23 protein-coding genes and 1 pseudogene are annotated in these 25,513 nt (G+C 66.1%); 4 read left to right on the top strand and 20 right to left on the bottom strand.

Going from position 1 to position 25,513, the window contains the following annotated elements:
* Nucleotides 1-28 precede the first annotated feature (28 nt).
* Complete coding sequence (locus F627_RS0105540) at nt 29-907, bottom strand: undecaprenyl-diphosphate phosphatase (protein ID WP_019583517.1); 879 nt, start codon at nt 905-907, stop codon at nt 29-31.
* A 261-nt stretch (nt 908-1,168) separates the two neighbouring features.
* Nucleotides 1,169-2,476, bottom strand: a complete 1,308-nt coding sequence (locus tag F627_RS0105535; protein ID WP_019583516.1) for a methyl-accepting chemotaxis protein — start codon at nt 2,474-2,476, stop codon at nt 1,169-1,171.
* Nucleotides 2,477-2,676: 200 nt separating this feature from the next.
* Between F627_RS0105535 and F627_RS0105530 the strand changes: the two genes are divergently transcribed.
* Together F627_RS0105530 and F627_RS0105525 are read left to right on the top strand one after the other, a co-directional pair.
* On the top strand, nt 2,677-3,114 hold the full coding sequence (locus tag F627_RS0105530; protein WP_018875514.1) for an Rrf2 family transcriptional regulator: 438 nt from the start codon (nt 2,677-2,679) through the stop codon (nt 3,112-3,114).
* Nucleotides 3,115-3,133: 19 nt separating this feature from the next.
* Entirely contained in the window at nt 3,134-4,843 is a 1,710-nt protein-coding gene (locus F627_RS0105525) for an ExeM/NucH family extracellular endonuclease (RefSeq protein ID WP_019583515.1), read from the top strand.
* 17 nt (nt 4,844-4,860) lie between these two features.
* On the opposite strand, the gene F627_RS0105520 is transcribed toward F627_RS0105525, so the two are convergent.
* The 4 genes from F627_RS0105520 to F627_RS0105505 all read right to left on the bottom strand — a co-directional run bounded on the left by F627_RS0105520 (nt 4,861) and on the right by F627_RS0105505 (nt 8,122).
* Nucleotides 4,861-5,748, bottom strand: a complete 888-nt coding sequence (locus tag F627_RS0105520) for a mechanosensitive ion channel family protein (protein ID WP_018866363.1) — start codon at nt 5,746-5,748, stop codon at nt 4,861-4,863.
* Between the two features lie 15 nt (nt 5,749-5,763).
* The gene (locus F627_RS0105515; RefSeq protein WP_019583514.1) at nt 5,764-6,573 is read right to left on the bottom strand and encodes a hypothetical protein; all 810 of its coding nucleotides are present in this window, start codon (nt 6,571-6,573) and stop codon (nt 5,764-5,766) included.
* A 77-nt stretch (nt 6,574-6,650) separates the two neighbouring features.
* Nucleotides 6,651-7,751 carry a PA0069 family radical SAM protein gene (locus tag F627_RS0105510; RefSeq protein ID WP_019583513.1) on the bottom strand — a complete coding sequence of 367 codons (1,101 nt, stop codon included), beginning with the start codon at nt 7,749-7,751 and terminating at the stop codon, nt 6,651-6,653.
* Complete coding sequence (locus tag F627_RS0105505) at nt 7,748-8,122, bottom strand: DUF1992 domain-containing protein (RefSeq protein ID WP_019583512.1); 375 nt, start codon at nt 8,120-8,122, stop codon at nt 7,748-7,750. Before F627_RS0105505 ends, F627_RS0105510 begins: the two co-directional genes overlap by 4 nt.
* A 115-nt stretch (nt 8,123-8,237) precedes the next feature.
* On the opposite strand from F627_RS0105505, the gene F627_RS0105500 reads away from it, so the two are divergent.
* Nucleotides 8,238-10,202, top strand: coding sequence for a bifunctional diguanylate cyclase/phosphodiesterase (locus F627_RS0105500; protein ID WP_026332041.1), 1,965 nt, complete (start codon nt 8,238-8,240; stop codon nt 10,200-10,202).
* A gap of 10 nt (nt 10,203-10,212) precedes the next feature.
* Here the strand turns inward: F627_RS0105500 and F627_RS0105495 are convergent, their stop codons facing one another.
* The 6 genes from F627_RS0105495 to F627_RS0105470 all read right to left on the bottom strand — a co-directional run bounded on the left by F627_RS0105495 (nt 10,213) and on the right by F627_RS0105470 (nt 14,989).
* The gene (locus F627_RS0105495; protein WP_018866368.1) at nt 10,213-10,692 is read right to left on the bottom strand and encodes a hypothetical protein; all 480 of its coding nucleotides are present in this window, start codon (nt 10,690-10,692) and stop codon (nt 10,213-10,215) included.
* A 103-nt stretch (nt 10,693-10,795) separates the two neighbouring features.
* The gene (pyrC, locus tag F627_RS0105490; RefSeq protein WP_018875520.1) at nt 10,796-11,830 is read right to left on the bottom strand and encodes a dihydroorotase; all 1,035 of its coding nucleotides are present in this window, start codon (nt 11,828-11,830) and stop codon (nt 10,796-10,798) included.
* Between the two features lie 56 nt (nt 11,831-11,886).
* Nucleotides 11,887-12,144: a DUF167 domain-containing protein gene (locus tag F627_RS0105485; RefSeq protein ID WP_019583510.1), complete on the bottom strand. Its 258-nt coding sequence runs from the start codon at nt 12,142-12,144 to the stop codon at nt 11,887-11,889.
* Between the two features lie 26 nt (nt 12,145-12,170).
* Nucleotides 12,171-12,917 (bottom strand): class I SAM-dependent methyltransferase, encoded by a 747-nt coding sequence (locus F627_RS0105480; protein WP_018866371.1) that lies wholly within the window; start codon nt 12,915-12,917, stop codon nt 12,171-12,173.
* Between the two features lie 71 nt (nt 12,918-12,988).
* Nucleotides 12,989-14,017 (bottom strand): hypothetical protein, encoded by a 1,029-nt coding sequence (locus F627_RS0105475; RefSeq protein WP_018875522.1) that lies wholly within the window; start codon nt 14,015-14,017, stop codon nt 12,989-12,991.
* Between the two features lie 138 nt (nt 14,018-14,155).
* On the bottom strand, nt 14,156-14,989 hold the full coding sequence (locus tag F627_RS0105470; RefSeq protein ID WP_019583509.1) for an alpha/beta hydrolase: 834 nt from the start codon (nt 14,987-14,989) through the stop codon (nt 14,156-14,158).
* Nucleotides 14,990-15,113: 124 nt separating this feature from the next.
* Between F627_RS0105470 and F627_RS0105465 the strand changes: the two genes are divergently transcribed.
* Nucleotides 15,114-17,312, top strand: coding sequence for a bifunctional (p)ppGpp synthetase/guanosine-3',5'-bis(diphosphate) 3'-pyrophosphohydrolase (locus F627_RS0105465; protein WP_019583508.1), 2,199 nt, complete (start codon nt 15,114-15,116; stop codon nt 17,310-17,312).
* Between the two features lie 99 nt (nt 17,313-17,411).
* On the opposite strand, the gene F627_RS0105460 is transcribed toward F627_RS0105465, so the two are convergent.
* The 8 genes and pseudogenes from F627_RS0105460 to F627_RS0105425 all read right to left on the bottom strand — a co-directional run bounded on the left by F627_RS0105460 (nt 17,412) and on the right by F627_RS0105425 (nt 24,995).
* A complete protein-coding gene (locus F627_RS0105460) occupies nt 17,412-17,801 on the bottom strand; it encodes a flagellar protein FliT (protein ID WP_019583507.1) in 390 nt (129 codons plus the stop codon).
* A gap of 51 nt (nt 17,802-17,852) precedes the next feature.
* Nucleotides 17,853-18,260: a flagellar export chaperone FliS gene (fliS, locus tag F627_RS0105455; protein WP_018866376.1), complete on the bottom strand. Its 408-nt coding sequence runs from the start codon at nt 18,258-18,260 to the stop codon at nt 17,853-17,855.
* Nucleotides 18,261-18,298: 38 nt separating this feature from the next.
* Entirely contained in the window at nt 18,299-19,660 is a 1,362-nt protein-coding gene (gene fliD / locus F627_RS0105450; RefSeq protein WP_019583506.1) for a flagellar filament capping protein FliD, read from the bottom strand.
* 234 nt (nt 19,661-19,894) lie between these two features.
* Nucleotides 19,895-21,105: pseudogene (locus F627_RS15565) on the bottom strand (flagellin).
* A 225-nt stretch (nt 21,106-21,330) separates the two neighbouring features.
* Nucleotides 21,331-21,756: a flagellar protein FlaG gene (locus F627_RS17280; protein WP_255349516.1), complete on the bottom strand. Its 426-nt coding sequence runs from the start codon at nt 21,754-21,756 to the stop codon at nt 21,331-21,333.
* 74 nt (nt 21,757-21,830) lie between these two features.
* Nucleotides 21,831-23,054 carry a flagellin gene (locus F627_RS0105435; RefSeq protein ID WP_019583503.1) on the bottom strand — a complete coding sequence of 408 codons (1,224 nt, stop codon included), beginning with the start codon at nt 23,052-23,054 and terminating at the stop codon, nt 21,831-21,833.
* A 229-nt stretch (nt 23,055-23,283) separates the two neighbouring features.
* The gene (locus F627_RS17275) at nt 23,284-23,709 is read right to left on the bottom strand and encodes a flagellar protein FlaG (protein WP_255349515.1); all 426 of its coding nucleotides are present in this window, start codon (nt 23,707-23,709) and stop codon (nt 23,284-23,286) included.
* A 74-nt stretch (nt 23,710-23,783) separates the two neighbouring features.
* Complete coding sequence (locus F627_RS0105425; protein WP_019583501.1) at nt 23,784-24,995, bottom strand: flagellin; 1,212 nt, start codon at nt 24,993-24,995, stop codon at nt 23,784-23,786.
* Between the last annotated feature and the right edge of the window lie 518 nt (nt 24,996-25,513).

The following is a 25,513-nucleotide window of genomic DNA, read 5'->3' as shown; positions in this document are numbered from 1 at the left end:
GCCGGGCCGGACCGCTCGCGTACCGGGATCAATGGCCGTACATGATGTCCACGTCGAGGAAGCCGAACAGGACCAGTAACGCCAGCGCCCAGAGGTAGAAGGAGAAGACCTTCAGGTTGGCGCGGTACAGGAAGAACAGCACCATCTTCAGCGACACGATCCCGACCAGCGCGGATACCACAAAGCCCACCGCCAGGGCCGTCCAGTTCAGGTCCCCAAGGCCGTTGCCGTTCAGGACGTCCAGCGACTGCACGGCGGTCGCCGCCAGGATCGTGGGGATCGCGAGGAAAAAGCTGTACTCCGCCGCCCAGCGCCGCTTGAGCCCGGTGAACAGCGCGAAGACGATCGTCATTCCGCTGCGCGAGAGCCCGGGAATCAGCGCGAAACCCTGCGCCACGCCGATGATCGCCGCGATCTTCGGGCTCAACTGGCGCAGGCCCAGCGGGCGCCGCTGCAACCGGTCCGTCCACCACAGCAGCACGCCGGTGAGGCTGAGCGTCCCGGCGATCAGCGTCGGGTGGGCAAACACCTGCTCGAACCCGGCCTTCAGGGTAAAACCCACGACGGCGGTCGCGAACACCGACAACCCGCACAGCAGCGCCAGGCGCAGGAACAGCATCTCGCGCCCCGCGGAGCCCCGGACGGAGGCCCACTGCCAGCTCTCGCGGGCGATCCCGCCACTCAGCCGCAGCAGGCTCTTGCGGAAGACAAAGACAATCGATACCAGCGTGCCGACGTGCACCACCAGATCGAACAGGATCATCTCAGGGCTTTCCGGGGGCGGCAGTGGCTCGCCCTGACGAATCAGCCAGTGCTGGGTCAGAACCAGGTGGGCGGTCGAGCTGACCGGCAAGAACATGAAGATGCCCTGCACGATCCCGAGCAGGGTGGCGACCCAGACTGTCATGACAGGTGCGGCTCCGTGATCCCGAGGCGGGCCGCAGTATACGCAAACCACCTACCCGGCGTCGGTACCGGCGTCGCACCGCCGGCAAAAGCCCGGCCAGGAGCCTGTCGGATTTGGGCGATCGTCGCGAGCGTGGCGGGAGAGCGAGCCCATTTTTTCGGTCTCTCGAGGCGCATAGTGGGCACTATGTAACGAGAGAGAGCGGAAAAAGGGGCCGTTCTCCTGCGCGCGCAGCAGATCAGTCCCAAATCCGACTGGCTACTAGACTCGGAACTGGGTCGTCAGACTTCGCAACTGCTCGATGCGCGCCACCAGGGCATCGGTCTCGCTGGCGGTGGCCTCGGCATTGGCCGCTGTCACCTGGGCCCCCTGACTGACCTCCGTGAGGGTGCCATCGACCTCGCGCGCGACCTCCGCCTGCTGTGACACGGCACCGGAGATCTCGTTGTTGAGATGCCGGATCCGCTCGACCGCCGAGCGGATCGACTGCAGGGCCTCGCCGGCACCGGCGGCCTCGTCCACGCCGGTCTCGCCCTTCTCCCGACTGCGCTCCATCGCACCGGCCGCCGAGCGCGCACCCGCCTGCAGCCGCTCGATCATGGCCTGGATCTCGGTCGTGGACTCCTGCGTCCGGGTCGCGAGCGTCCGGACCTCGTCGGCGACCACGGCAAACCCCCGACCCTGCTCGCCCGCGCGGGCCGCCTCGATGGCCGCATTCAGTGCCAGCAGGTTGGTCTGCTCGGCGATCCCGCGTATCACATCGAGAACCGACCCGATCTGGTCCGACTCGGCCTGAAGACGCGCCACCTGTTCGTTGGCGGTGCCGATCTCGCTCGCCAGCTCGCGCATGGTGCGCACGGTTGTGTCGACCACGCCGGAGCCGGTCCGGGTCTCGGTCTCGGCCTGGTCGGCCGCCTCGGAGGCCGTGCGCGCGTTGCGGGCGATCTCCTCGGCCGAGGCCGTCATCTGGTTCATGGCCGTCGCCACCTGGCCCAGCCGCGCCTGTTGCTGCTGCACCTCCTGATTCGTCTCCTCCGCCACGCGGTGCAGGGTGCCAACCGACTCCCCCAGCTCCCGTGCATGCTCCACCATCTCGGAGACCATGCGCTGCAGACGCTCGATGAAGGCGTTGAACAGACGAGCCAGGCGGTCGATGCCGTCGTTGCGCGGGGCCTCGATGCGCTGGCGCAGGTCCCCCTCACCCTCCGAGACCGCACGGAAGCGCCCGGCCAGTCCAGCCAGGCGGCGACGGATCATGAACACGAACAGGAAGTACACCACCACGATCACGCCAATCGCCACGCCCAGCATCATCGCGTTGACCTGCCAGGCCGCGACATCCAGCAGCCGGTCCACCGCAGCGGCCACTTCGGCCTCCAGGGCCGGCGTGGTCGCGTGCTCCTGCATGACCTGCTCCAGGGTGGCCTCCATCCCGCCCTTCAGCGTGGCCGTATGCCAGAACACCGCCGCGGCGGCGATCAGGAAGAACACCCCGACAATCGCACTCAATGCGAGCGAGAAACGTCCCGCCAGCGAAAGGCGACTCAGCCACCCACTCTCCTGCTCCATTGCCGCCCCCTGATGCCGGTACACTCCGGATTTTGTTATCGCTGTAACGACCCACCGGCCCGAAACTATAGGCCGTGGCGCACCTGTGCTTCACGTGCCCGCAACGCATGCGCTTGTGACGCAGGTCCGGACCGATTAAGGTTCTCTGAAATATACGTTCAAGCATATCCTCGATCACCGCGAACCGACGAAACCCTCCTATGCAGCTCACCCGCTATACCGATTTTTCCCTTCGCGTCCTGATGTACCTCACCGTGCAGCCGCGCGAGCAGCGCGTAACCGTCAGCGACATCTCCGAGCAGTTCGCCATCCCCCGCAACCACCTGGTCAAGATCGTGCACCAGCTCGGCCAGAAGGGCTACATCATCACCCGGCGCGGCAAGGGGGGCGGGATCTCGCTCGCCTGCGAACCCGCGGAGATCAACGTCGGCAGCGTAATCCGCGACATGGAGCCGAACCTGAACGTGGTGGACTGCGAGAACCCCGTCTGCCCGATCCTGCCCGCCTGCCAGTTGCGCGGTGTTCTCAACGACGCACGCGACGCCTTCCTCGCCGTGCTCGACCGCTACACCATTGCCGATGTGACCCAGGCGCCCGACTACCTCTACGAGCTCCTGCATCCCGGCAAGAGCGCCTGAACCCCGGTATCCTTCGGCCATGGAACGGCCCGACCCGGCACCCCGAAAACGAACCGCCCTGCACGCGCACACCGGCGCCCGCTGGCTGGCCGTGGCCGTTCCGTGCCTGCTGGCGCTCGCGAGCGCCGACGCACGCCAGGCCTGTCCCGATCCCGGGACCACACCCACCCCCCTCGCCGAACTGCGCGCGGGGACCCTCCCCGAAGGAACGGAGGTGGTCGCGGAAGGCACCGTAACCGGCGTCTTCATGGACACGGACCAGCTGGGGGGCTTCTACCTGCAACAGGGCTCGGCCACCGGGGCCACGGGCCTGTTCGTCTACGCCCCACGAAGGGACCCGGTCGCGGCCGGGCAGCGCCTGCAGGTGCACGGCGCCTTCACCCGCCATCGAGGCCGCCCCCAACTCTCGCAACTGGACGCGGTGGTGACCTGCGCCGACGGCGAACCGCCCGCCCCCGTCGACCTGCGCCTGCCCGACGCAGCCGACCGGCTGGGCGACTTTATCGACCAGCCGGTCCGTTTCCCGCAGCGCCTGACGGTCACCGACAACCGGGACCTCGGCCGCTACGGAAGCATGACGCTGGTCGCCGACGGGCGCCTGGCGCACCCGGGCCAGACCGCCCCCGCGGACAGCCCGGGGCGCCAGGACATAGATCGGCGGATCGAACTGGACGACGGGAGCTATCGCGCGAACCCCGACCCGATCCCGTACCTCGACGACCAGGGGACCCGCCGCGCGGGAAGCTCGGTGGAAGGCCTCACCGGTATCCTCACCCACGCCTTCGGCGCGTACCGGATCCACCCCACCGAGCCCGTAGACTGGACCGGCGGCCAGCGTCCCGACCCGGTGCCAACCGCGGATGCGGGTGACCTGCGCATTGCCACCGCGAACATGGAGAATGACTTCGTCACGCTGGGCGAGCGTGGTGCGCAGACCCCGGCCGAGCGCCAACGCCAGACCGCCAAGCTGGATGCCCTGCTGCAGGGCCTGGATGCGGACCTGCTGGGCGCGGTCGAACTGGAAAACGCCGCGGCTGCGCGCGAGACCCTGGTGGCGCGCCTGAACGCCCGCCCCGGGGAGCGTGGCGAATATGCGGCCATCGTTCACCCGGCACCGGGGGACGACGCGATCAAGGTCGGCCTGCTCTACCGACCGGAACGGCTGCGTTTGGTCGACACGGCCGCCGACCGCGATACCGTCCACCACCGCCCCCCGCTGCTGGGCTGGTTCGAAGCGGGCGCTACCGGCGAACATCTCGGTGCCGTGGTCGTACATTTCAAGGCCAAGAGCGGCTGCCCCGACAGCGGCGATATCGACCGTGGCCAGGGCTGCTGGAACCAGCGCCGTACCGCGCAGGCCGAACGCCTCGTCGCCTGGATACGCGAACAGCAAACCGGCGAGTTCGCGGATGCTCCCGTCGTGGTCCTGGGCGATCTCAACGCCTATGCCGCCGAGGACCCCCTGCACGTCCTCCATGCCGCAGGAAAACACGATCTCGTGCACGACGACCCAAGTACCGCCCATACCTACGTCTTTCGCGGCCAGGCCGGGCAGCTGGACTACCTGCTGGGGCCCGACACGCTGCGTGAACGAGTCCGGGACGGCGCCACCTGGGCGGTCAACGCCGACGAACCGGAATTCCTCGGATTTGATGGCCGCGCCCCGGCCGACGGGCCCTGGCGCGCCTCGGATCACGATCCGGTCTGGGCCGACCTGTACCTGGACTAGTCGGTGACTGCGGCCACTCAGTCGCGGGCGTCCGGTTCCGCAGGCACGGCGGCCTCCGCCTCGGCCGCCGACACGTTGTCGACAATCCGTACCGGCAACGGCCCGCCCAGGCTGCCCAGGGTCCTCTGCGGGAACGGGATGTCGATACCGGCCTCGTCCAGTGCCGCCTTCACCCCCTCGTGCATGGAGTTACGCAGGTCCAGGAATTTCTCCCGCCGCGCCCAGACCGAGAGCTGGATCTTCAACGCGGAGTCGCCGTACTCGAGGAAGATGAACAACGGCTTGGGCTCCTCCAGACAGACCGGGTTGCCCTCGGCGACCCCCATCAGCACATCGCGCAACTGCTTGAGATCGGTGTGATAGGCGACCCCGATCTGCATGTCGAGCCGACGGATCGGGAACCGACTGAGGTTGGTCAGCTGGGACTTCACCAGGCTCTCGTTGGGCACCCGGACCATCAGGTTGTCGAAGGTCCGCAGCTTCACCGACAGCGGATCGATGGACAGTACCTCTCCGGTGGCATCCCCCACCTTGATCACATCCCCGACAGAGAACGGCCGCTCACCGATCAGGAACAGCCCGGAGATCAGGTTGGAGGCGGAGGTCTGCGAGGCAAAGCCCAGCGCCACCGTGAGGATCCCGGCCGCACCCAGCAGCACGGTGAGGTCGAAGCCCAGCTCGCGCAGGGCCGAGGCCAGCACCAGGAGCACGATTACATAGAAGCTGATGCGCCGGGTCAGCATCACCTGCTGGGCATCGAGCTTGTCTTCCAGCACCCGCGCCAGCCCGCGCGACACCAGACGCGCGACCAGCAGACCCACCAGCAGATAAACCGCCGCGCGGACGGCCGCGAGGAACGCCTCGCTGGTGACGAAGGCCTGCGCGGCCTGTAGCCATTCGTTCATCGTGTGCGTCGCCCCCTACTGAAACAGGGCGCTGAACGCCCGCACCATCAAATGCCGTCCGCCGGCCTCGCGGGGCTCGGCGATACGCTGCGCCTCCGTCGCGGCCCCGGGCGGCCCCGGGTCGATCTTCATCGCCGCCATGTCACGGTCCTCCTCGCGCTCCATGCGCACGGCCGGGGTCCACAGCCGATGGTGGCGATCGGCATACACCGGCAGTCGCGGCACCGGCAGGTTCACGCGCTCCAGGAACAGGGCATCGTCCGCCTTGTTGGCGATGGTCAGCGGCGTCACCACACGATGCGGCCGTTCCGGCACATCCGCCAGGTCCAGGCGCGCCTGGGTCCGGGTCGCGTAGCACAGCTCGCCATTCACGGTGTTGGGGCCGAACCAGGTATCGGAAGGCGTATACACCGGGAATTCCTGCACCCGCGCCGCCCCCAGGTGCAGCTGCACCCAGGCCGGCGAACTGAGGTACAGGGTGACCTGCCCATGGGCCGGCACGTAGAACGGATTCTGCGGGCGGCTCACCATCGGACGATCGGCCAGGGCCACGCGCAGCTCCGGCTCGGCATCGGCCGGGGCCCCGGCAAACCGCAGCAGGTCCCGGGCACCGGCGGGAAAGGGTTCACTGCAGGGGACGTCGATCGCCAGGGTCGCGTCCGCCGCGTCGCGCGGTCGTTCCAGCACCATCTGCCATTCCTGCGCCCCATGCAGGAGCCACAGGTCCAGCGGACCGATGGACCAGCGACCGTGCGCGCCCGAGGCCAGCGGCCGGCGCCCCCACCAGGTCGCGGGATCGGTTCGCGTTGTCGAGGTCTCCGCCATCATCCCGTCCTTGCCATGCACCGCCTCACTGTAAACCAGAAACGGACGCCCGGGAGCCGGCGACGCGCGTTCTCCGGTCAGAAAAGGTCCAGCTGCCCCTCCTCGCGTCTCTGCCGCGGGCGCGCCGGCGGCACGAACTGGCTGCAGTCCAGCTCCAGCAGGCGGCCACCCAGGCCCGCCCGCCGCCGGGCCAGCCGGAAGCGCTGGCGCAGCAGCTCGGCATACGCCCCCGCCCCGCGCATGCGGTGCCCGAAGGTCGCGTCATACAGCTTGCCACCATGGGCCTCACGCAGGCGCTGCAGCACATGGTCTGCCTTGAGCGGGTGGTGATGGCGCAACCAGTCCTCGAACAGCGGCGCCACCTGGCGTGGAAGACGCAGTAGCACATATCCGGCGGCCACCGCCCCGGCGGCGGCCCCAGCCTCCAGCAGGGACTCCAGCTCGCCGTCCGTCAGCACCGGGATCAGGGGTGCCACCAGAAGGCTCACGGGCACACCCGCCGCGCTCAACCGCTTGATAGTCTGAAAACGCCGTTGCGGAGCCGCGGCGCGCGGCTCCAGGTGCCGCGACAGGTTGCGGTCCAGCGTCGTCACCGATACGGCGACCTGGACCAGCCCGCGCTCGGCCATCGGGCCCAGCAGATCCAGATCGCGCTCCACCAGGGCCGACTTGGTCACGATCGACACCGGATGCCCGGTCTCCGCCAGGACCTCCAGCAGCTGCCGCGTAATCCGCCAATCCCGTTCCACGGGCTGATAGGCATCGGTGTTGATACCCAGCGCAAGTGGCGTCACCCGATGGGACGGGCGGGCCAGCTCGCGCCGCAGGCATTCGGCCGCGCCCACCTTGGCAAACAGCCGGCTCTCGAAGTCGAGGCCAGGGGACAACCCGACGTAGGCATGCGCCGGGCGGGCGAAGCAGTAGGCACAGCCGTGTTCACAGCCCCGATACGGGTTCAGCGAAAGCTCGAAGGGCACATCCGGCGACTGGTTCCACGACAGCACGCGGCGTGGATGCTCGACGGTCACCTCCGTACGCAGGGGCGGCGGCGCCTCGCCATCGCCTTCCCAGCCATCATCGAAGGGTTCTCTCTGGGTGGCCTCGAAGCGGGCATGCGGGTCCAGAGTCGCCCCGCGCCCTCGTGCAAGCCCCCTCGTGGGACCGCAGCGCTCGGTCATCGGGTCAGCCCGTCCATGCGCTCGCACAGCTGGCGAAAATAGCCGGACTCCGACAACATCGCCCGGCCTTCGCCGCTCTGGTTCAGCCGGTCCAGCAGGAGCCGCAGGCGCCGCGCGGCGTGCTGCCGGGAGGCCTCGTCATCCGCCGCCTGCAGCAGGGCCTCCGCCGATGCGATCTCGCCCCGGATCCGCACCGCCTCCGGCACATAGCCGGCATTCTTCAGCACGCGATAGGCCATGCGCAGCTCTTCCGGCACCGCGCGGTCATCGTCCAGCTCCAGCGGCCGGCCAGCCCCCGGGAGGTCGTCGAACGCCCCGCGACGCGCCGCATCCGCCAGTTTCGCCTCGATTTGTGCCTCATTAAGCAGCATCGCTCGCCGCGTCAACCGCATCCGTTATGCCGGCCGAACCCGCCCTGTTGAGGACCGAACGGGTTTACCGTAAGGTCCGCCGCACCCGCACAACACGACCAGCGCACGGACCCCGATGGCAGCCACTTCGCGAGAAAACCCGTCGGCGTCCGCCGTGCGTTCCCTCGCGCCGGCCCGCGAGGCCCTGCGCGCGGACCCGCGGTTCGACACCTACCTGACTCGGCAGATCCCGGTGCTGGTGGCATTATCGCTGCTGCCCGGGCTCGGGTATATCCTGCTGGGCGCCCTGCACGATGCGCTTGTCGCGGCCGCCTCCTGGTACGCAGTGATGTTTGCCGCCTCGCTCTGGGGAGTCCAGCTTTTCTGGCGGTACCACCGATCGCCGCTGTCACCGGAGCAGCGCAGCCGCTGGCGCCTGCGGCTGACGCTCTTTCTTTATCTCTACCTGGCGCTGTGGACCTGGATCTTTCTGGTCTTCGTGCGCCTCGACGCCCAGAACCTGCACTACATCGCCATCTTCACGCAGATCGGCGCCACCACGGTCGTCGCGGCCCTGCTCTACCCAGCCCCGTGGGTCTTCCGCCCGTTGATCCCGGCCATGATGGTGCCGCTGGCCGGCTACTTCCTGCTGATCGGTGACTGGTATGGCTACGTGCTGGCCGCCTTCTCCGCGACCCTGGCCCTGGTGCTGTACTACGCCGCCAGCAGCAGCTTCGGGCTTCTGCGCGACAGCCTGTATCAGGCCTCGCACGACGCCCTCACCGGGCTCAACAACCGCGCCGCCTTCATCGAGCACCTCGAGCAGAGCCTCGAGGTGCTGCAGCATCATCGCCAGCATTCGTTTCTGCTGCTGATCGACCTGGATCATTTCAAGACGGTCAACGACCTTCTGGGCCACGACATCGGCGACGAGTTGCTGAAAGCCGTCACCCGCGACTTCGCCAACACCCTGCCGCCGGGCCACCATCTCGCCCGTCTGGGCGGCGACGAGTTCGTGATCGTCGCCCCCGGAAAGGAAGACCGGCATACCTGCGAACGGGCGGCCCGGCGCCTGGCGCACTCGCTGCTGCGGGTGGTCAAGACGCCCTACATCATCCGCAATCATCACCTGCATGTCAGTGCCAGTATCGGCATCCGCCTGATCGAGCCGCACCCGGGGATCGACTCGCACCAGCTGGTCCGCGAGGCCGACATCGCCATGTACGAGGTGAAGGACCGCGGGCGCGACGGCGTGGTGGTGTTCAGCGACGAACTGTCGCAAGCGGTGGAACGGCACCTGCAGATCGAGCGCTGCCTGCATTTCGCGCTGCAGAACCGGGAGATCGAGGTGCTCTTCCAGCCGCAGCTCGACCGCGACGGCCGCATCCGCAGCGCCGAAAGCCTGATCCGCTGGAACAGCGCCGAACTGGGCCCGGTTTCCCCCGCGGAATTCATCCCGATCGCCGAGCAGACCGGCTTCATCAGCGAACTGGGCGACACCGTGATCGCTCGGGCCTTCCAGACCCTGCGCGACTGGGATCGCGCCGGCTTCCACCTGGAACAGCTCGCGATCAACATCAGCCCGCGCCAGCTGGTGCACCTGAATTTCGTGCAGCGCATGCAGGAGCTGATCGCGCGCCACCTGGGCCGTGAACACGCGCATCGCATCACACTGGAGATTACCGAACACGTCGTCGCCGAGGATACCGACCGCGTCGTGTACATCATGCAGGCCCTGCGCGACATGGGCCTGCGCTTCTCGATGGACGACTTCGGCACCGGGTTCTCGTCACTGAGCTACCTGAAGCGCCTGCCCTTCGACGAACTCAAGATCGATCGCAGCTTCGTGCGCCAGGTCGACCACGACCCCGGTGATCAGGCGATGGTGCGGACCATCTGCGACATCGCCCGGCAGTTCGAGCTGGAAGTCGTCGCGGAGGGGGTCGAGACCGAGGCCCAGCATCAGTGGCTGGCCACGCACGGCAATCTGCGCTTCCAGGGCTACCTGTTCGCCCGCCCCATGGAGGCCGGCGCCTTTCTCGACTATTGCCAGGGAATCCCGGCACCGAGCCGTGCGGTGGCGCCGTCGACCGGAGGGTAGCGGCCCGGGATCAGGCGCCGCCGGTCGCGGCCGGCACCACCCAGAGCGTGAGCGACAGCAGGATCGCCGTCAGGCTTACCCCGATGATCGGCAGCATCATCACCCCGGCCAGCGCCTCGCGCCGAAACAGGCGCACGGCCATCCCGCCCAGCGTCAGCGTCCACCCGATCGCGACAAAGAACGCCAGGGCGTTGAGCTCCGCGCGCCACAGCAGGATGAGCGCCACCGGCAGCCCGAGATTCAGGATCACGACCCCCATCTCCTGGCTCCCCGCCGCCCGTCCGGCGGACAGGGCATAGGCGTACGCGGCCCAGACCATCAGCAGGCCGAAGCCGAGCGCACCCGCCGCGGGCGAACTGAGCGGGGCCCGCAGGATGGCCGCCCCGGCCGGTTCCAGGCCGACCCCCAGCGCAATGATCAGCAGCGCCACCCCCAGGCTGATGGCCAGCCAGAACCACAGGGTTCCGCGTTGCACATTCGGTTCCGTCATATCCTGGTCCTCGTCCTGTCGGTGGCTGCCTGACCTGCTGACCGCGCGCGTCCTTCAGGGTTCGCGTTGTCCGATCGCACCCTGGTTACGGCCCGGCCCCTGATTACCGGGCCAGCTGCCAGGCAATGGTCTCGCCCGCGCGCAGCGGTACACCCGGGTCATGGCCGAAGAGTACTGCCTCGGGCACGGTCCAGGGTGAGCGTTCCAGCGTCAGGGTGTCGGTGTTGCGCGGCAGTTTGTAGAAATCGGGCCCGAAATGGCTGGCGAATCCCTCCAGACGATCCAGCGCATCCGCGGCGGCAAAGGCCTCCGCATACAGCTCGATGGCCGCATGCGCGGAATAGATTCCCGCGCAGCCACAGGCCGACTCCTTCGCGTGGCGCGGATGCGGCGCGCTGTCCGTGCCCAGGAAAAAGCGCGGATGGCCGCTGGTCGCGGCCTCCATCAGTGCCTTGCGATGGCGTTCGCGCTTGAGGATCGGCAGACAGAAGTGATGCGGGCGCATCCCGCCGGCAAACAGCGCATTGCGGTTGTAGAGCAGATGCTGGGGCGTGATGGTGGACGCGACATTGGCGGGCCCGTCCTGGATGAACTGTACGGCCGACTCGGTCGTGATGTGTTCCAGCACCACCCGCAGCTCCGGAAAATCCCGGATCAAGGGCTCCAGATGGCGCTCGATGAACACCGCCTCGCGATCGAAGATGTCCACGTCCGGATCCGTCACCTCGCCGTGGATCAACAGCGGCAGATCCACCCGCTGCATGGCCTCGAACACCGGGTAGCAGCGGCGGATATCCGTCACCCCGCTGGCCGCGTTGGTCGTGGCCCCGGCCGGGTACAGCTTCACCCCGTGCACAAAGCCGGAGGCCTTTGCCGCGTCGATCATGCCCGGGGTCGTGCCCTCGGTCAGATAGAGCGTCATCAGGGGTTCGAAATCGGCCTCCTCCGGCAACGCCGCCAGGATGCGGTCGCGGTACTCCGCCGCGGCCTCCAGCGTGGTCACCGGCGGCTTCAGGTTGGGCATGATGATCGCGCGCCGGAAGCGGCGCGCGGTATCCGGCAGCACCGACGCCAGCACATCGCCATCCCGCAGGTGCAGGTGCCAGTCGTCCGGTCGGGTCAGGGTCAGGCGGTTCATCCGTAGTTCCCTTCGCAGGGGCCCGCACCGTACGGGCCCGTCACAGTCATCAGTTATCAGGATAGCGCGGAGCGCAAGTCGGTCTCGGACCAGCCCTCCACCAGTAACGTCTTGTTACGCGAGTTGGCGCCTGCCACCACCCGCACAGCCGACTTCGGGCATTCCAGTTTTGCTGCGAGCAGCTCGATCACGGCCGCATTGGCGCGCCCCTTCTCCGGCGGCGCCTGGACCTGCAGCTTGAGGGTCTCCCCCATCCAGCCGGCCACCGCGTTGCGCTTGCTGCCCGGAGCGACCTTCACCTTCAGCCGCGCCATGCGAAACACTGAGCCATGTATACGCTCTACTCGGCGGGCCGCGTCGCCATGTAGGCACTGAACACGCCCAACTGCACATCCCGCTGCACGTCCTCGAACCCGACCGCGCGCAGGGTGTCCTGGATCTCTTCCGGCGGCACGCACTGGTCGATGGTGTCCCAGAAATAGCGCATCAACAGGTGGCCGTCGGGATCGCGGGTCAACACCTTGCCGACGAACGGCACGAAGTCCCGGAAATAGAAACGCGCCAACGCGAACTGGCGCCGGGTCCGTGGCCGCGAGACCTCCAGGATGGTGCAGCGACCGCCCGGCTTGAGCACGCGGAAATACTCGCTGAACAGTTCATGCAGATCCCGCACATGGCGCAGCCCGTAACCCATGTACAGGCGGTCGAACTGGCGGTCCGGCAGCGGCATCTGCTCGCCGAGGCTCTGGACGAAGGTCGCGTCCATCTTGGTGCGGGCGATGTCCATCATCCCCCGGCTCGGATCCACGCAGGTCAGATGGTCGTCGCCCACCACCTTCCGGATCTCCTGCGCGACCGGCCCCGTCCCGGTCGCCACATCCAGGACGTTCATCCCGGCCTTCAGGCCGGACTTCTTCAGCACGAAGCGGCGATAGGCCTGCCCCGTCCCGAAAAAACCGACCCGCAGGATGCGGTCATAGTACGGGGCCGTCCGGTCGAACAGGTCGTCGACGTAGGCGCGGCGGCTGCCCTCGTCCCCGTAGTAGTCCTTCAGGACCGGGTGCGGCTTCTTGGTCGTTGGCTGCATTGCGTATTCTCCCAGGCAGGGGACCAGGGGCCGACCAGACACTGCGGCCGACCCGATCCGGCGTCAGTTCATCATGGCATTGCGAGCGCCTCGCACAGGCGCTCCGAGTACTGTCCCTCGATCTCCACCAGCAATTCCTCGCGACAGATGTCGCCATGCAGCAGAAGCCAGGGGATGTGGTGACCCAGGCGCGCCCGCAGGTGGTTCTCCACGGCGGGCGCATCCTCGGCGTGGCGCAGATAGACCTTGAGCAGCGAGAGCGCCTGCGGCGTTTCCGCTCGCACCGGGTGGTGGGTGGAGGCCTGCTCCAGCAAAGCCCCGATATTGCGCAGGCTCTCGTCAATCTGCGCCTCGAGATCCCCTACATGGCGGCTTTCATGGCCCACGATGCTGGCCGTGCCCGAAATGAACAGCTCGGCGGCCTGCGGGCCCGGCTGCCAGAGGCTGGCGCGGGCAAACGAGGGGCTGCGCGGCCCGTACTGCCGGGGGTAGCGGTAGGCACTGACCTGGCGCGGATTCTCGATGCGCGCCGCGGGCTCGCCCGTCGCAATGAAGTAGATCAGCAGGCCGTCGGAGTGCGTGCCGATCGCCGTGGCCGCCGGCAGGATGCGCTCGTACTCCGGCAAGGCCTCGAAGACCTGCGCACGCCCGCTGCAGAACCCGCGATAGCGCTCCTGCCCGTCGACCGGATCATTGATGGCCGGGAGGTAGTTCCAGACCCGCACCAGGTGGTCAAAGCCCAGCGCCCGACAACCGGACAGGATCTCGCGGTAGGCGCGTTCCGTCAGCGGTTCCGGGTCCGCGCGGGCATCCAGCGGCGCGTGCCAGCAACCCACCAGGCAGTCGCGGCCGCGCAGGTAGGTCAACGAGCCGTCTGCCCCTGTCTCCCCGCGTACGCCGTCCCGCAGCGACCAGCACTCCACCCAGTCCGTATCGCGGCCCAGCGGCTCCAGCCCCACGTGGATCTCCAGGCGTCCGGGCTTGCGCTCGACACCACTGGTGCGACCAAAACGAATCACCACGGACGCCGAGGCGCCGTCCGGATCCTGTGCTCGACGGTAGGTGACCGTCAGCGGGGCTTTGTCAGCGGATTCCATCATTCGGTGGGAGCGGGAGGCGCATCGCCTCTCCATCGGCATCCATTCCGGCCAGAACAGCGGCGCAGTCTACCAATCTCCCGCGCTGGAGACACGGTCTCCTGGCGGGCCGGGGCCCGCCAGAATGTCGCTGGGCTTCCGTCAGGGCTCGTCAAGCTCGATACCCGCCTCGGTCAGAAATGCCCGCAGGCCTTCGAGGTAGGCATCCCCGGTGGCCAGAAAGGCCTCGTTATGGCCGCCTTCCATTTCCAGCAGTCGAGCCTGCCCGGCGGCCGCGTACAGCCGTTCGGTGTGGGCAAACGGCACGATCTCGTCGTCCACGCTGTGGGCCAGCAGCAGCGGCGCGGTGATGGCCTCGATGCGGCTCAGGGTGTCGTATTCGTGGCGCAACAGGGCCCGCACCGGCAGCCACGGATAGTGGCGCGCTCCGAGATCCGCAGCCGAGGTAAAGGCCGATTCCAGGATCACCGCGCCCGGCTCCACCCCGGTGGCCAGATCCGCCGCCACCGCCGCCCCCAGGGAGCGCCCGAACACCGCGACCGAGTCGGGGGCGATCGAGCGCCCTTCCGTCAGGTACTCCCAGGCGGCGCGGGCATCCGCGTAGGTGCCCGCCTCGTCCGGGCGGCCCGCGCTGCGGCCATAGCCGCGGTAGTCGATGATCAGGACGGCAAGCCCCAGTTCATGGAAGAGCTGCAGGGAGTGCAGTCGGTGGCTGATATTGCCGGCATTGCCATGCAGAAACAGCAAGACCGGCGACTCCTCGCCCTGCGGCGACGGCACAAACCAGCCATGCAGCTGCACCCCGTCCGCAGTCACCAGTTCGACGTCTTCGTAGTCCAGTCCAATGCGTTCCGGCGTGCCGGTCAGGTTGCTGGAAGGCATGTAGACCAGACGGTCCTGGGTCACGAAGATCAACCCGGTCATCAGGGCGTATCCGAGCCCTGCGAGCACCAGGATCTTGAACAGATTGGCCATATCCCGATCCTGACCGTCCAGTCGCCCCTGTGCAAGGCAAACACCGAGTGTGTGAAGCGCTCTCGCCCGTGCGCCCGGACCGGTACAATGCCCGCGAACGATCTGGCTGAAACGACCCTACCCCATGCGCCATTCGCTGCTTACCAATACGGATCTGCAGGGCCTCGACCGCGACGCGCTGCTGCGCCACTTCGCGGGCAGCCAGCCGCTGGACGATTCCACCGGCCAGCAACTGGCCGAGGCACTGGACCTCGCGCTGGAGGCGGTCGAGGCCGCCGGGCTCGAATCCCACCCGCTGGACGTGGCCGAGATCCTGCGCCACCTCAACGTGGACCGCCAGACGCTGATCGCAACCCTTCTGGTACCCGTCTATCTGGCCTCCCGGATCACCCCGGCCCGGATCGAAACGGACTTTGGTGCGGCTATCGCGCGTCTCACCACCAACGTCGCGGCCCTGGTGCGGCGCCGTTTCGAGGCGCCGGCGGGCCGGCCGGAACAGGCCGAGCGCCTGCGCCGCATGCTGATGGCGATGGTCGACGACGTGCGTGCCGTGCTGATCAAACTGGCGTTCCGCGTGCAGCACCTGCGCCTGCTGGTACGCGAGCCGGATGACAGCGCCCGAGCCCTCGCGCAGGAGACCCTGGACGTCATCGCGCCCCTGGCCAACCGCCTGGGCGTCGGCCAGCTCAAGTGGGAGATGGAAGACCTCGCCCTGCGCATCCTGGAACCGGAGACCTATCGCGAGATCGCCAGAGGCCTGGAAGAAAACCGCACGGAAAGAGAGACCTATGTAGAAGCATTTGCGCAGACTCTTAAGGACCGCTTGCGCGCCGAAGGCATCGAGGCACGGGTCTTCGGGCGGCCCAAGCACATCTACAGCATCTGGAGGAAGATGCAGCGCAAGCGGACCTCGCTGTCCGAGTTGTACGATCTGCGCGCCACCCGCGTGATCGTCGACCAGCTGGCCACCTGCTACACCGTACTTGGCATCGTCCACAACGACTGGCGCCACCTGCCCAGCGAATTCGACGACTACATCGCCAACCCCAAGGACAACGGCTACCAGTCACTGCACACGGCCGTGGTCGGACCTGAGGGCAAGGTGGTGGAGGTGCAGATCCGTACCCGCGAGATGGACGACTTCGCCGAGCTGGGGGTCGCCGCCCACTGGCGCTACAAGGAAGGCGGGCGCGAGGACCAGGCTCTCAACCGCGCCATCAACAGCCTGCGCCAGCTGCTGGAGGCCGCCGACAACAACGATCAGAACCTGCTCGACGAGATCCAGAGCGAACCCCTGCACCAGCGCGTGTTCGTGCTTACCCCCCAGGGCGAAGTACTGGATCTCTCCCTGGGCGCGACGCCGCTGGACTTCGCCTACGCCGTCCATACCGAGGTCGGCCACCGCTGCCGTGGCGCCAAGGTGGACGGGCACATCGTGCCGCTCACCTACAAGCTGAAGTCGGGCGAGCGCGTCGAAGTCCTGACCACTCGCGAGGGCGGCCCCAGCCGCGACTGGCTGAACCCCAATCTCGGCTACCTGAACACCGCCCGCGCCCGCTCCAAGGTCCGCACCTGGTTCCGCCAGCAGCACCAGGACGAACACCTGGCCACCGGCAAGCACCTGTTCGATCGCGAATGCCAGCGTCTCGGCTGCGGACAGGACCTCGACCGCGGCGCCCTCGCCGAGGCCATGAAGTACCAGACCTTCGACGAGCTGCTGGTCGCGTTGGGTGCCGGCGACATCACCACGGCCCAGATCGCCGGGCGCATCTCCCAGCAGATGCGCGAGACGCGGGGTCGGGAAAAGCCCGTCGCGCCGCCCGCGCCCCAGCGCCCGCGGCGCCATGACGGCGAGGCAAAAGAGGACGACATCAAGATCCGCGGCGTCGGCGGCCTGCTGACCACCCGGGCGCGCTGCTGCAACCCGCAGCCCGGAGACCCCGTCATCGGCTTCATCACCCGCGGTGCCGGCGTCTCCGTCCACCGCAGCGACTGCGTGAACATCCTGCGCATGCCGGAGGAAAAGCGCGGCCGCCTGATCCCGGTCTCCTGGGGCGAAGAACCGGAACGCGAGGCCATCACCCTGGAGGTGGACGCCCATGACCGCCCCGGCCTGCTTGGCGAGGTCGGCAACGCCTTCTCCGAATGCGGCATCAACCTCCTGCGCGTGAACACCCAGACCAACCGCGAAGACCGCAGCGTCCGCATGGAACTGGAGGCGGAATACAGCGACCTCGGCGAGCTCAGCAACCTCTTCGACCGCCTCCAGGCCCTCAACAGCATCCAGACCGTCCGCCGCCTCCCACCCGCGGCCTCCACGTAGACATGTAGGAGCCCAGCCCTCTGGGCGATCCGGGCCTGTCCAGTGCCGCATCGCCGAGAGGGCTCGGCTCCTACAGGAGATACGGAACAGGCTTCTGCCCTAACCCTCGGGATGCCCCCGACCGGTGCGCATGGAATATCGGCGGGTGGTCTCGTAGGCGTTGGTGCCCTTGCGACCGGATTTCAGTTCGCGGATCTGCTGCGCGACCTCGGTGCGGCGCTGGGCCAGCTCCTGTACCGAGCTTTCATAGAAGCGGCCAAGCTCCTCGAGCGCGGCACGCAATGCCGCCCCGGAGTCATCGCGAAGCGGCACCGGCTCCGGGCCGAAGGCCCGTTCAACCAGGCTGCGCGCCTGCCGATCCAGCTCCTGGAGCTCTTCCCAGTCCTCTTCAGCCACCGCGCGCGCCATGTGGGCGCGGATCGCCTCGACGGCATCTTCGAGCGTGGCTTCCGAACCGGCCCCACTGTTCGAAGTGGCGGGACCGCTCATGGGTAAAGGCCGGACTCAAAAACCGCGCAAAGAGCCATGCAAGGCCTTCCGCTAGCCTGCCCGGCGCTGGTCAGCCGGGATCTCGTCCCAGCCCGCCTTGATCTCGCGCAGCAGCTTGGCCACCTCGTCCAGAGCCGCGGGGTCATTCTGGGCGTTCGCCTCCAGCAGACGACGGCTCATGTATTCGTACAGGGCATCCAGGTTCCCGGCCAGTTCGGCATTGTGCTTGTGGTCCAGCACGGCCCGCAGCGACTCGACGATATCGATCGCCTTGCCGATCTTCTCGCCCTTCAGGCCCACGTTACCCTGCTGCATCGCACCCTTGGCCACGGCGATCCGCTCCAGTGCGCCCTCGAAAAGCATCTGGATCAGCCGGTACGGGTCCGCTACCTGCGCCTCGGCCAGCGCGCCCGACTGCCGGTACTGGTTCACCGCTCGATTCATGCCCGGTCCGTACATGCGTTGCTCTCCGTTATCCGTTCGCCCCAGCGGCGCGACTATCGACGAGAATTGTTCTGGGCCAGCGGCATATTCGCCAGCTGGTTGGTCAGAAAGTCGCCCGTACTCTGCATCTGCGCTACGGCGGTATCCATGCGCGAGAACTGTGCGATGAGGCGGCTCTCCATGCGCTCGAGGCGGACATCCAGCCGCTCTCTCTGCTGTTCGATACGTTCCAGGTCGTTACGCAACCCGTCGGTACGGTTCCCGATCAAGCCGTCCGGTGCAACGAAGGTCCGGGTAACCTCTTCCATGCGTCCACCGACTTCACGCACGACCTGGGCAATACTATCGAAGTCGTTGTTATCCATTGCTTGATTAAAGCGACTGGTGTCGAAATTCAGCGTCCCGTCGCGATTCGAGACAATCCCCAGTTCGGCCAGCGTCTGCACCCCCGAATCCGGCACTCCGGCCTGCTGCAACAGGGCCTCACTCAAGCGGCTGCGCACACCGCGCACGGTACTGTCACCCGTCAGCACCGACGGCTCGTCGTCCTCCACGTTGTAGGACGTCAGTTCTCGGGTTTGTCCGACCAGCGTGTTGTACTGCTCGACAAAGCCCTGCAGGGCCTCGCGCAGCGCGCTCTGGTCTTCCCGCACCGAGACTGTAGCCGGGGCCGTGGAGGTGCCCTGCAACTCGATCGTGATGCCTTCAATGGCGTCGTCCAGGGTGTTGGTGGCGCTGGTCACGGTCACGCCGTCGATTACCGCCTCGGCATTCTGCGCGGCACGCGTCTCGACCAGGTTGCTGCCATCCAGTCGCGCCAGACCGCTGCCGGCCGGGTCCTCGGTCGCGGTCAGCGAGATGGTGTTGTCCGCGCCCGTCTCGGTGGAATTCAGCACCAGCCGCGCACCGTTACCATCGTTCACGATAGACGCACGCACGCCCGCACCGGCCTCGTTAATGGCATCGCGTACATCGCGCAGCGTTTCGCCTTCTTCGACATTGATCGTCACCGGGCTGCGATCCCCCAGCTGCAACTGCAACTGCCCGGCCCCGACTTCGGCATCACCGTCCGCAAAATCCCCTGCGGCAGTGGCGAGGGCCTGCGCCTGCGCCAGCTGGTTCACCTGCAGTGAGAACGCGCCATTGGCCGCGGTGCCGTCGGCACTCACGTTCGCCACGCTGTCGTCGGAGATCGAGGCCGTCTGATTCAGTTCAAATCCGGACAGAGACAGCAGCGAACCCTGGAGCTGTTCGATCCCGTTGCGCAGGTTCCCGAAGGCCGAAATCTGTGCCTCGATGCGCTCCTCGCGCTGGTTGAACCGCTGCTCCTTCGGAACGCGTTCGGCGTTCAGCAGGTCGCCTACAATCTGGTTCAGATCCAGCCCGGACCCAACACCCATCGCACTGATTGCCATCGTATTGCTCCTCGCAGGTCGACGTCTCGACCGCCTCTGTGCACGTACAACCTCTATAACGACAGCCTAGCGCAAATCTTGATCCCCCACTGCGAAAAATCTGCGCAGCCGCAACACAAAAAAAGGCCGCACCTCGGGGGATGCGGCCTGTCGGGACCGGGCGGGCACTCACGACCGGCGCAAGTGATCCCCGGGAATCGGCCGGGCTTCATTCGAAGGCCGACGCGGACCCGCTTACTGCAAAAGGGCCAGCACGTTCTGCGGCACCGCATTGGCCTGCGACAGCACTGAGGTACCCGCCTGCTGCAGCACCTGGGCGCGGGTCAGCTCCGCCGTCTCAACCGCGAAGTCCGCATCGCGGATCCGCGAACGCGCGTCCGACAGGTTCTCGGCACTCACACCCAGGTTGTCGATCGTGGACTCGAAGCGCACCTGCACCGCCCCCAGCTCCGCGCGCAGGCTGCTCACCTGGCTCAGCGCCCCGTCCAGCGCACCGAGCGCCTGGGTCGCGCTCTCGCGAGTGATTACGTCGATGTCGTTCAGGTTCACCTGTGTCATGGATGTCCCGCCAGCAAAGAGGGGGAAGGTCACTGTTGCACCGTCCGAATCCCGTACGGTAATCCAATCATCCGCGATGAATTCCGCATCAAAGGCCCCGTTGATCACGATCGCGGTATTGCCGTCGTTGGCCACCCGCAGGGCTGCGCTCAGCCCGGCGTCGGCGATGGTGCTGTTATCGGCCGCCGAATCCTGGATCGCGCTGTTGATCCCACGCACCAGCTCCTCCAGCGAGGTCACCCCGGAAAAGGTTGTGGTCACCTCATCGCCCGTAGCTACGCCATCTTCATATAGGGTGATGTCAAAGGGACCCGAGAACGTCAACCCATCTTCGATCTGCTCCTGGCTGAATCGCGCGGCGGAGATCGCCTCGGTTGTACCGAGCTGGGAGGTCCGCGAGTCCACGCCGCTGACCGCAATGGTCTGGCCCTGGTTCGCGCCCACCTGGAAGAACAGGTCCTCCACACTGCCGTCCAGCACACGGCCACCGTTGAACTCGGTGCTGTTGGCGATCCGCGAGACCTCGGCCATCAGCTGCTGAACCTCGTCGTTCAGCGCCTGACGGTCGGAAGCCGAGTTGGAATCGTTCGCCGCCTGCACCGCCAACTCTCGTGCACGCTGCAGCGCATCGCCCACGGTACTCAGCGCACCCTCGGCCGTCTGCGCGAACGAAATCCGTCATTGGAATTACGCACCGCCTGGTTCAGACCGCGAATCTGGGTGCTGAAACGCTCGGAAATGGCCAGACCGGCCGCGTCATTCTTGGCGCTGTTGATCCGCAGGCCCGAGGACAGACGCTCCAGACTCTGCGCCAGTGCGCCCTGAGAATTCCCCAGATTGCGCTGCGCGTTCAGGGACAAAACGTTGGTGTTGATAACCTGGGACATTACCCCCTCCCTGTAAGCCCCGAAACTGGGGCAACGAAGGCCCAATTAGCCCTCTCTATGCACCTTTATCTGCCGGAGACCCGGCATCTTTAGACCCGGCCGGCAGTTTCTTGCCGTGCGTCCGGCAACCCCCCGTCACCACAATCAAAAAGGGCCGACCCCGAACCCGGGACCGGCCCTTCTGGGCACCATCATGCGGACCGGTGCGGCGCGTCCCGAAAGGCATCAGGCCTGATCCTCCAGGCCTGTACCGCCCAGCTCCTGATCACTCTGGAATCGCTCCACCAGGGCCAGCACGGCCTCCGGCGGGATCTGCCGGATCACCTCTTCGCGTTCTCCATCCATCACCGTGATCACCGTGCGGCCACTGGCATCATCCACACTGAACTCCAGCGCCCGCTTGGTGGATTGCAGGTAGGAATTGATCGACTCCACCACCTGATTGACCTCGTCCATGTCCATGGCCTCGATCGCCGGGCCCGTGGAAGCTGGAGCCGTCGATTCCGTACTACTGCCCGTACGCGCAACGGCCTCCGGCCGCACCTCGCCACGAACAAGACCCACGCCAGGCCCCGGGGCCTTGGCCCCTTCGCCCCCGCGCGGGTTCACTGCCACCAGCGGTGATGTGATATTGCCAATTCCATCACTCATATCGCTGTCCTCTTCAGAAGGGGAGGATGACGCCCTCGCCATCCTCCCTCAACCAGAAGCTCGAGTGATCGAGCTTACTGCAGCAGGGCCAGCACGTTCTGCGGAACCGCGTTGGCCTGCGACAGCACCGAGGTACCCGCCTGCTGCAGCACCTGGGCGCGGGTCAGCTCAGCCGTCTCGGCCGCGAAGTCCGCATCACGGATCCGCGAACGAGCGTCCGACAGGTTCTCCGAACTCACACCCAAATTGTCGATCGTCGACTCGAATCGAACCTGCACCGCACCCAGTTCTGCCCGCAGGCTGTTCACCTGGGTCAGCGCACCATCCAGCGCACCAATCGCCTGCGTAGCCGATTCACGCGTGATCACATCAATACCATTCAGGTTGACGTCCTCCGAGGTGACAGCACCTGTGCCTGCTGTCTCGGAGAAGAGATCAACCGTACTTGAGTCCTCGAGCGTAATCTGGCCCCCACTTACCTCTAAACCTTCAGTTCCCAGCTGCGAGGTAATGGCCAAGGTTGTGTTGCCCTCGTTGTCCACGCGAAGCGCCGCCCGTAGGTTGGCATTCGCCACCTCCAACGCATTGGCGTCCCCACCAGCCACAACATCGGTGATCTCGGAATTCACGAGGCGGACCACATCCTCCAGAGTTTCGGCACCTGACAAGTCAACAGTGATGTCAGCGAATGCATCTCCTGATATCTGGATATCAGAAAAAGCCGTATCCGTATCAATCTCACCGATTTCCTCTTGACTCAGCCCGTTGGCCCCAACTACCTCGGTCACGCCCAGCTCCGAGGTCCGCGAGTCCACGCCACTGACCGCAATGGTCTGGCCCTGGTTGGCCCCCACCTGGAAGAACAGGTCTTCAACACTGCCATCCAGGACGCGACCGCCATTGAACTCGGTACTATTCGCAATGCGCGACACCTCCGACATCAACTGCTGAACCTCATCATTCAGTGCCTGACGGTCGGAAGCGGAGTTCGAATCGTTCGCGGCCTGCACCGCCAGCTCGCGCGCACGCTGCAACGCGTCGCCCACAGTACCCAGCGCGCCCTCCGCCGTCTGCGCAAAAGAAATGCCGTCGTTGGAGTTGCGCACGGCCTGGTTCAGACCGCGGATCTGGGTGCTGAAACGCTCGGAAATAGCCAGACCGGCCGCGTCGTCCTTGGCGCTGTTAATGCGTAGGCCCGAGGACAAACGCTCCAGACTCTGGGCCAGCGCACCCTGGGAGTTCCCCAGATTGCGCTGCGCGTTCAGGGAAAGAACGTTGGTATTAATCACTTGAGACATGGTCGCTCTCCTGTAGAGTCGTACTCGCCACCTCGGGCGGTTCAGCCGACGGACTCAGCCCGCCTTCAACAAAGTTAACGACACCCAGACACCATCCTTTAGCCCCAAACCGGAATTTTTTTCAAATCCGTTGCGGTTCTTTCTCGAGACCACAAAAAAAGGCCGACCCATGGGGTCGACCCTCTCAAATTGCCTCTAAGTTCCTGGGGCACAAGCCCGGTTGTGAGGCTCAGGCCTTGTCCGCCAGCCCCGTACCACCGAGCTCCTGCTCGCTCTGCAACTGTTCCACCAGGGCCAGCACGGCCTCCGGCGGGATCTGCCGGATCACCTCTTCGCGTTCTCCGTCCATCACCGTGATCACCGTGCGGCCACTGCTGTCGTCCACGCTGAACTCCAGCGCCCGCTTGGTGGATTGAAGGTAGGAATTGATCGACTCCACCACCTGATTGACCTCGTCCATATCCATGGCCTCGATCGCCGGGCCGGCGGAACCTGGAGCCGTTGATTCCGAACGATTGTCCGCTCGAGCCACGGCCTCCGGCCGCACCTCGCCACGAACAAGACCCGCACCGAGACCCGGGACCTTGGCCCCCTCGCCCCCGCGCGGGTTCACTGCAACGAGCGGTGATGTGAAATTGCCGATTCCATCACTCATATCGCTGTCCTCTTCAGAAGGGGAGGACGGCGCTCTCGCCATCCCCCCTCAACCAGAAGCCCGAGTGATCGAGCTTACTGCAGCAGGGCCAGCACGTTCTGCGGAACCGCGTTGGCCTGCGACAGCACCGAGGTACCCGCCTGCTGCAGCACCTGGGCGCGGGTCAGCTCAGCCGTCTCGGCCGCGAAGTCCGCATCACGGATCCGCGAACGAGCGTCCGACAGGTTCTCCGAACTCACACCCAAATTGTCGATCGTCGACTCGAATCGAACCTGCACCGCACCCAGTTCTGCCCGCAGGCTGTTCACCTGGGTCAGCGCACCATCCAGCGCACCAATCGCCTGCGTAGCCGATTCACGCGTGATCACGTCAATCTCATTCAGGTTGACGTCATCAGCCGTGGAAGTACCAATTAGATCCACGTTGTCCTGCGGAGCGTCGGCGTCCGTAGAAACTACGCCCCCGTCAACCTCCAGGCCTTCGGTCCCAAAGGCGGAAGTAATCGCGATGGTCGTCTCGCCATCATTGTTTACGCGGAGCGAAGCCTGAAGATTTGCGTTCGCCACTTCCAGTGCATTGTCGTCACCCGTGGCGACGGTATCTGCAATCTGGCTATTGATGGCACGCACCGCATCTTCAAGAGTGTCAACATCCGTGAACTCGACCGTAATCTGATCAAAATCGGCACCGTCGATCGTAAGGTTGGTGATGCCCGTTATACTCGCATTGTTGATCGTCTCCTGCGTAAGACCGTTTTCACCCGCCACTTCGGTCACGCCCAGCTCGGAGGTACGCGAGTCCACGCCGCTCACCGCGATGGTCTGACCCTGGTTCGCCCCCACCTGGAAGAACAGGTCCTCGACACTGCCATCCAGCACGCGACCGCCATTGAACTCGGTGCTGTTCGCAATGCGCGAAACCTCCGACATCAGCTGCTGAACCTCATCGTTCAGTGCCTGGCGGTCGGAAGCGGAGTTCGAATCGTTCGCGGCCTGCACCGCCAGCTCGCGCGCACGCTGCAACGCGTCGCCCACAGTACCCAGCGCGCCCTCCGCCGTCTGCGCAAAAGAAATGCCGTCGTTGGAGTTGCGCACGGCCTGGTTCAGACCGCGGATCTGGGTGCTGAAACGCTCGGAAATAGCCAGACCGGCCGCGTCATCCTTGGCACTGTTAATCCGCAGGCCCGAGGACAGACGCTCCAGACTCTGGGCCAGGGCCCCCTGGGAGTTCCCGAGGTTGCGTTGCGCGTTCAGCGAAAGAACGTTGGTGTTGATCACTTGAGACATGGTCGCTCTCCTGTAGAGTCGTACTCGCCGCCTCGGGCGGTTCTGGTGAACGGGCCGATCCCCGCTCTCAGGACCCTTAACGACCTCCCCCACAGAACCTTTAGCCCATCCTCGAAATTTTTTTCACCGCGGGCGGCAAATCGTTGGCGCCCGCTGCGCTGTGTCCGGGGTGACGGTTCTGTGGCAGAAAGTTACGTAAACGGGGACCACGGGCCGGCCACCCCAGGGTGGCGACCACATCCCGTCATTGCGTACATGGACGCCCCCGGTTTGCCAAGCGTTTGAGTGATGGTTTCGGGGCGACGATTGCTCCCGTACATTCGGACTGCGTGTGCGGCTTTCATTCGCCACGGTCCCGGATGGATTCCGCGGGTGGAGGGTCCCAGCGAGGTCACGCACTCGAGGTGCTTCGCAATGATCGGACTGGCCCCCACCGGGATCGCTCCCGTTGCCATCATGCTCAATCGCTTGCGCAATCGAGGGTTGGGTACGTAATAACGCGTTCGCTTCTCCGTTTT

The sequence above is a fragment of the Thioalkalivibrio sp. ALE16 genome (assembly GCF_000381305.1).
Lineage (GTDB): Bacteria > Pseudomonadota > Gammaproteobacteria > Ectothiorhodospirales > Ectothiorhodospiraceae > Thioalkalivibrio.
The sequence above is the reverse complement of the archived record's forward strand: the minus strand, read 5'-3'. Positions and strand labels throughout refer to the sequence as shown.

Bases quoted from the DNA above. Each gene is read 5' to 3' on its own strand.
- F627_RS0105540 (WP_019583517.1), bottom strand. From the start codon at position 907: ATGACAGTCTGGGTCGCCACCCTGCTCGGGATCGTGCAGGGCATCTTC.
- F627_RS0105535 (WP_019583516.1), bottom strand. From the start codon at position 2,476: ATGGAGCAGGAGAGTGGGTGGCTGAGTCGCCTTTCGCTGGCGGGACGT.
- F627_RS0105530 (WP_018875514.1), top strand. From the start codon at position 2,677: ATGCAGCTCACCCGCTATACCGATTTTTCCCTTCGCGTCCTGATGTAC.
- F627_RS0105525 (WP_019583515.1), top strand. From the start codon at position 3,134: ATGGAACGGCCCGACCCGGCACCCCGAAAACGAACCGCCCTGCACGCG.
- F627_RS0105520 (WP_018866363.1), bottom strand. From the start codon at position 5,748: ATGAACGAATGGCTACAGGCCGCGCAGGCCTTCGTCACCAGCGAGGCG.
- F627_RS0105515 (WP_019583514.1), bottom strand. From the start codon at position 6,573: ATGGCGGAGACCTCGACAACGCGAACCGATCCCGCGACCTGGTGGGGG.
- F627_RS0105510 (WP_019583513.1), bottom strand. From the start codon at position 7,751: ATGACCGAGCGCTGCGGTCCCACGAGGGGGCTTGCACGAGGGCGCGGG.
- F627_RS0105505 (WP_019583512.1), bottom strand. From the start codon at position 8,122: ATGCTGCTTAATGAGGCACAAATCGAGGCGAAACTGGCGGATGCGGCG.
- F627_RS0105500 (WP_026332041.1), top strand. From the start codon at position 8,238: ATGGCAGCCACTTCGCGAGAAAACCCGTCGGCGTCCGCCGTGCGTTCC.
- F627_RS0105495 (WP_018866368.1), bottom strand. From the start codon at position 10,692: ATGACGGAACCGAATGTGCAACGCGGAACCCTGTGGTTCTGGCTGGCC.
- pyrC (WP_018875520.1), bottom strand. From the start codon at position 11,830: ATGAACCGCCTGACCCTGACCCGACCGGACGACTGGCACCTGCACCTG.
- F627_RS0105485 (WP_019583510.1), bottom strand. From the start codon at position 12,144: ATGGCGCGGCTGAAGGTGAAGGTCGCTCCGGGCAGCAAGCGCAACGCG.
- F627_RS0105480 (WP_018866371.1), bottom strand. From the start codon at position 12,917: ATGCAGCCAACGACCAAGAAGCCGCACCCGGTCCTGAAGGACTACTAC.
- F627_RS0105475 (WP_018875522.1), bottom strand. From the start codon at position 14,017: ATGATGGAATCCGCTGACAAAGCCCCGCTGACGGTCACCTACCGTCGA.
- F627_RS0105470 (WP_019583509.1), bottom strand. From the start codon at position 14,989: ATGGCCAATCTGTTCAAGATCCTGGTGCTCGCAGGGCTCGGATACGCC.
- F627_RS0105465 (WP_019583508.1), top strand. From the start codon at position 15,114: ATGCGCCATTCGCTGCTTACCAATACGGATCTGCAGGGCCTCGACCGC.
- F627_RS0105460 (WP_019583507.1), bottom strand. From the start codon at position 17,801: ATGAGCGGTCCCGCCACTTCGAACAGTGGGGCCGGTTCGGAAGCCACG.
- fliS (WP_018866376.1), bottom strand. From the start codon at position 18,260: ATGTACGGACCGGGCATGAATCGAGCGGTGAACCAGTACCGGCAGTCG.
- fliD (WP_019583506.1), bottom strand. From the start codon at position 19,660: ATGGCAATCAGTGCGATGGGTGTTGGGTCCGGGCTGGATCTGAACCAG.
- F627_RS17280 (WP_255349516.1), bottom strand. From the start codon at position 21,756: ATGAGTGATGGAATTGGCAATATCACATCACCGCTGGTGGCAGTGAAC.
- F627_RS0105435 (WP_019583503.1), bottom strand. From the start codon at position 23,054: ATGTCTCAAGTGATTAATACCAACGTTCTTTCCCTGAACGCGCAGCGC.
- F627_RS17275 (WP_255349515.1), bottom strand. From the start codon at position 23,709: ATGAGTGATGGAATCGGCAATTTCACATCACCGCTCGTTGCAGTGAAC.
- F627_RS0105425 (WP_019583501.1), bottom strand. From the start codon at position 24,995: ATGTCTCAAGTGATCAACACCAACGTTCTTTCGCTGAACGCGCAACGC.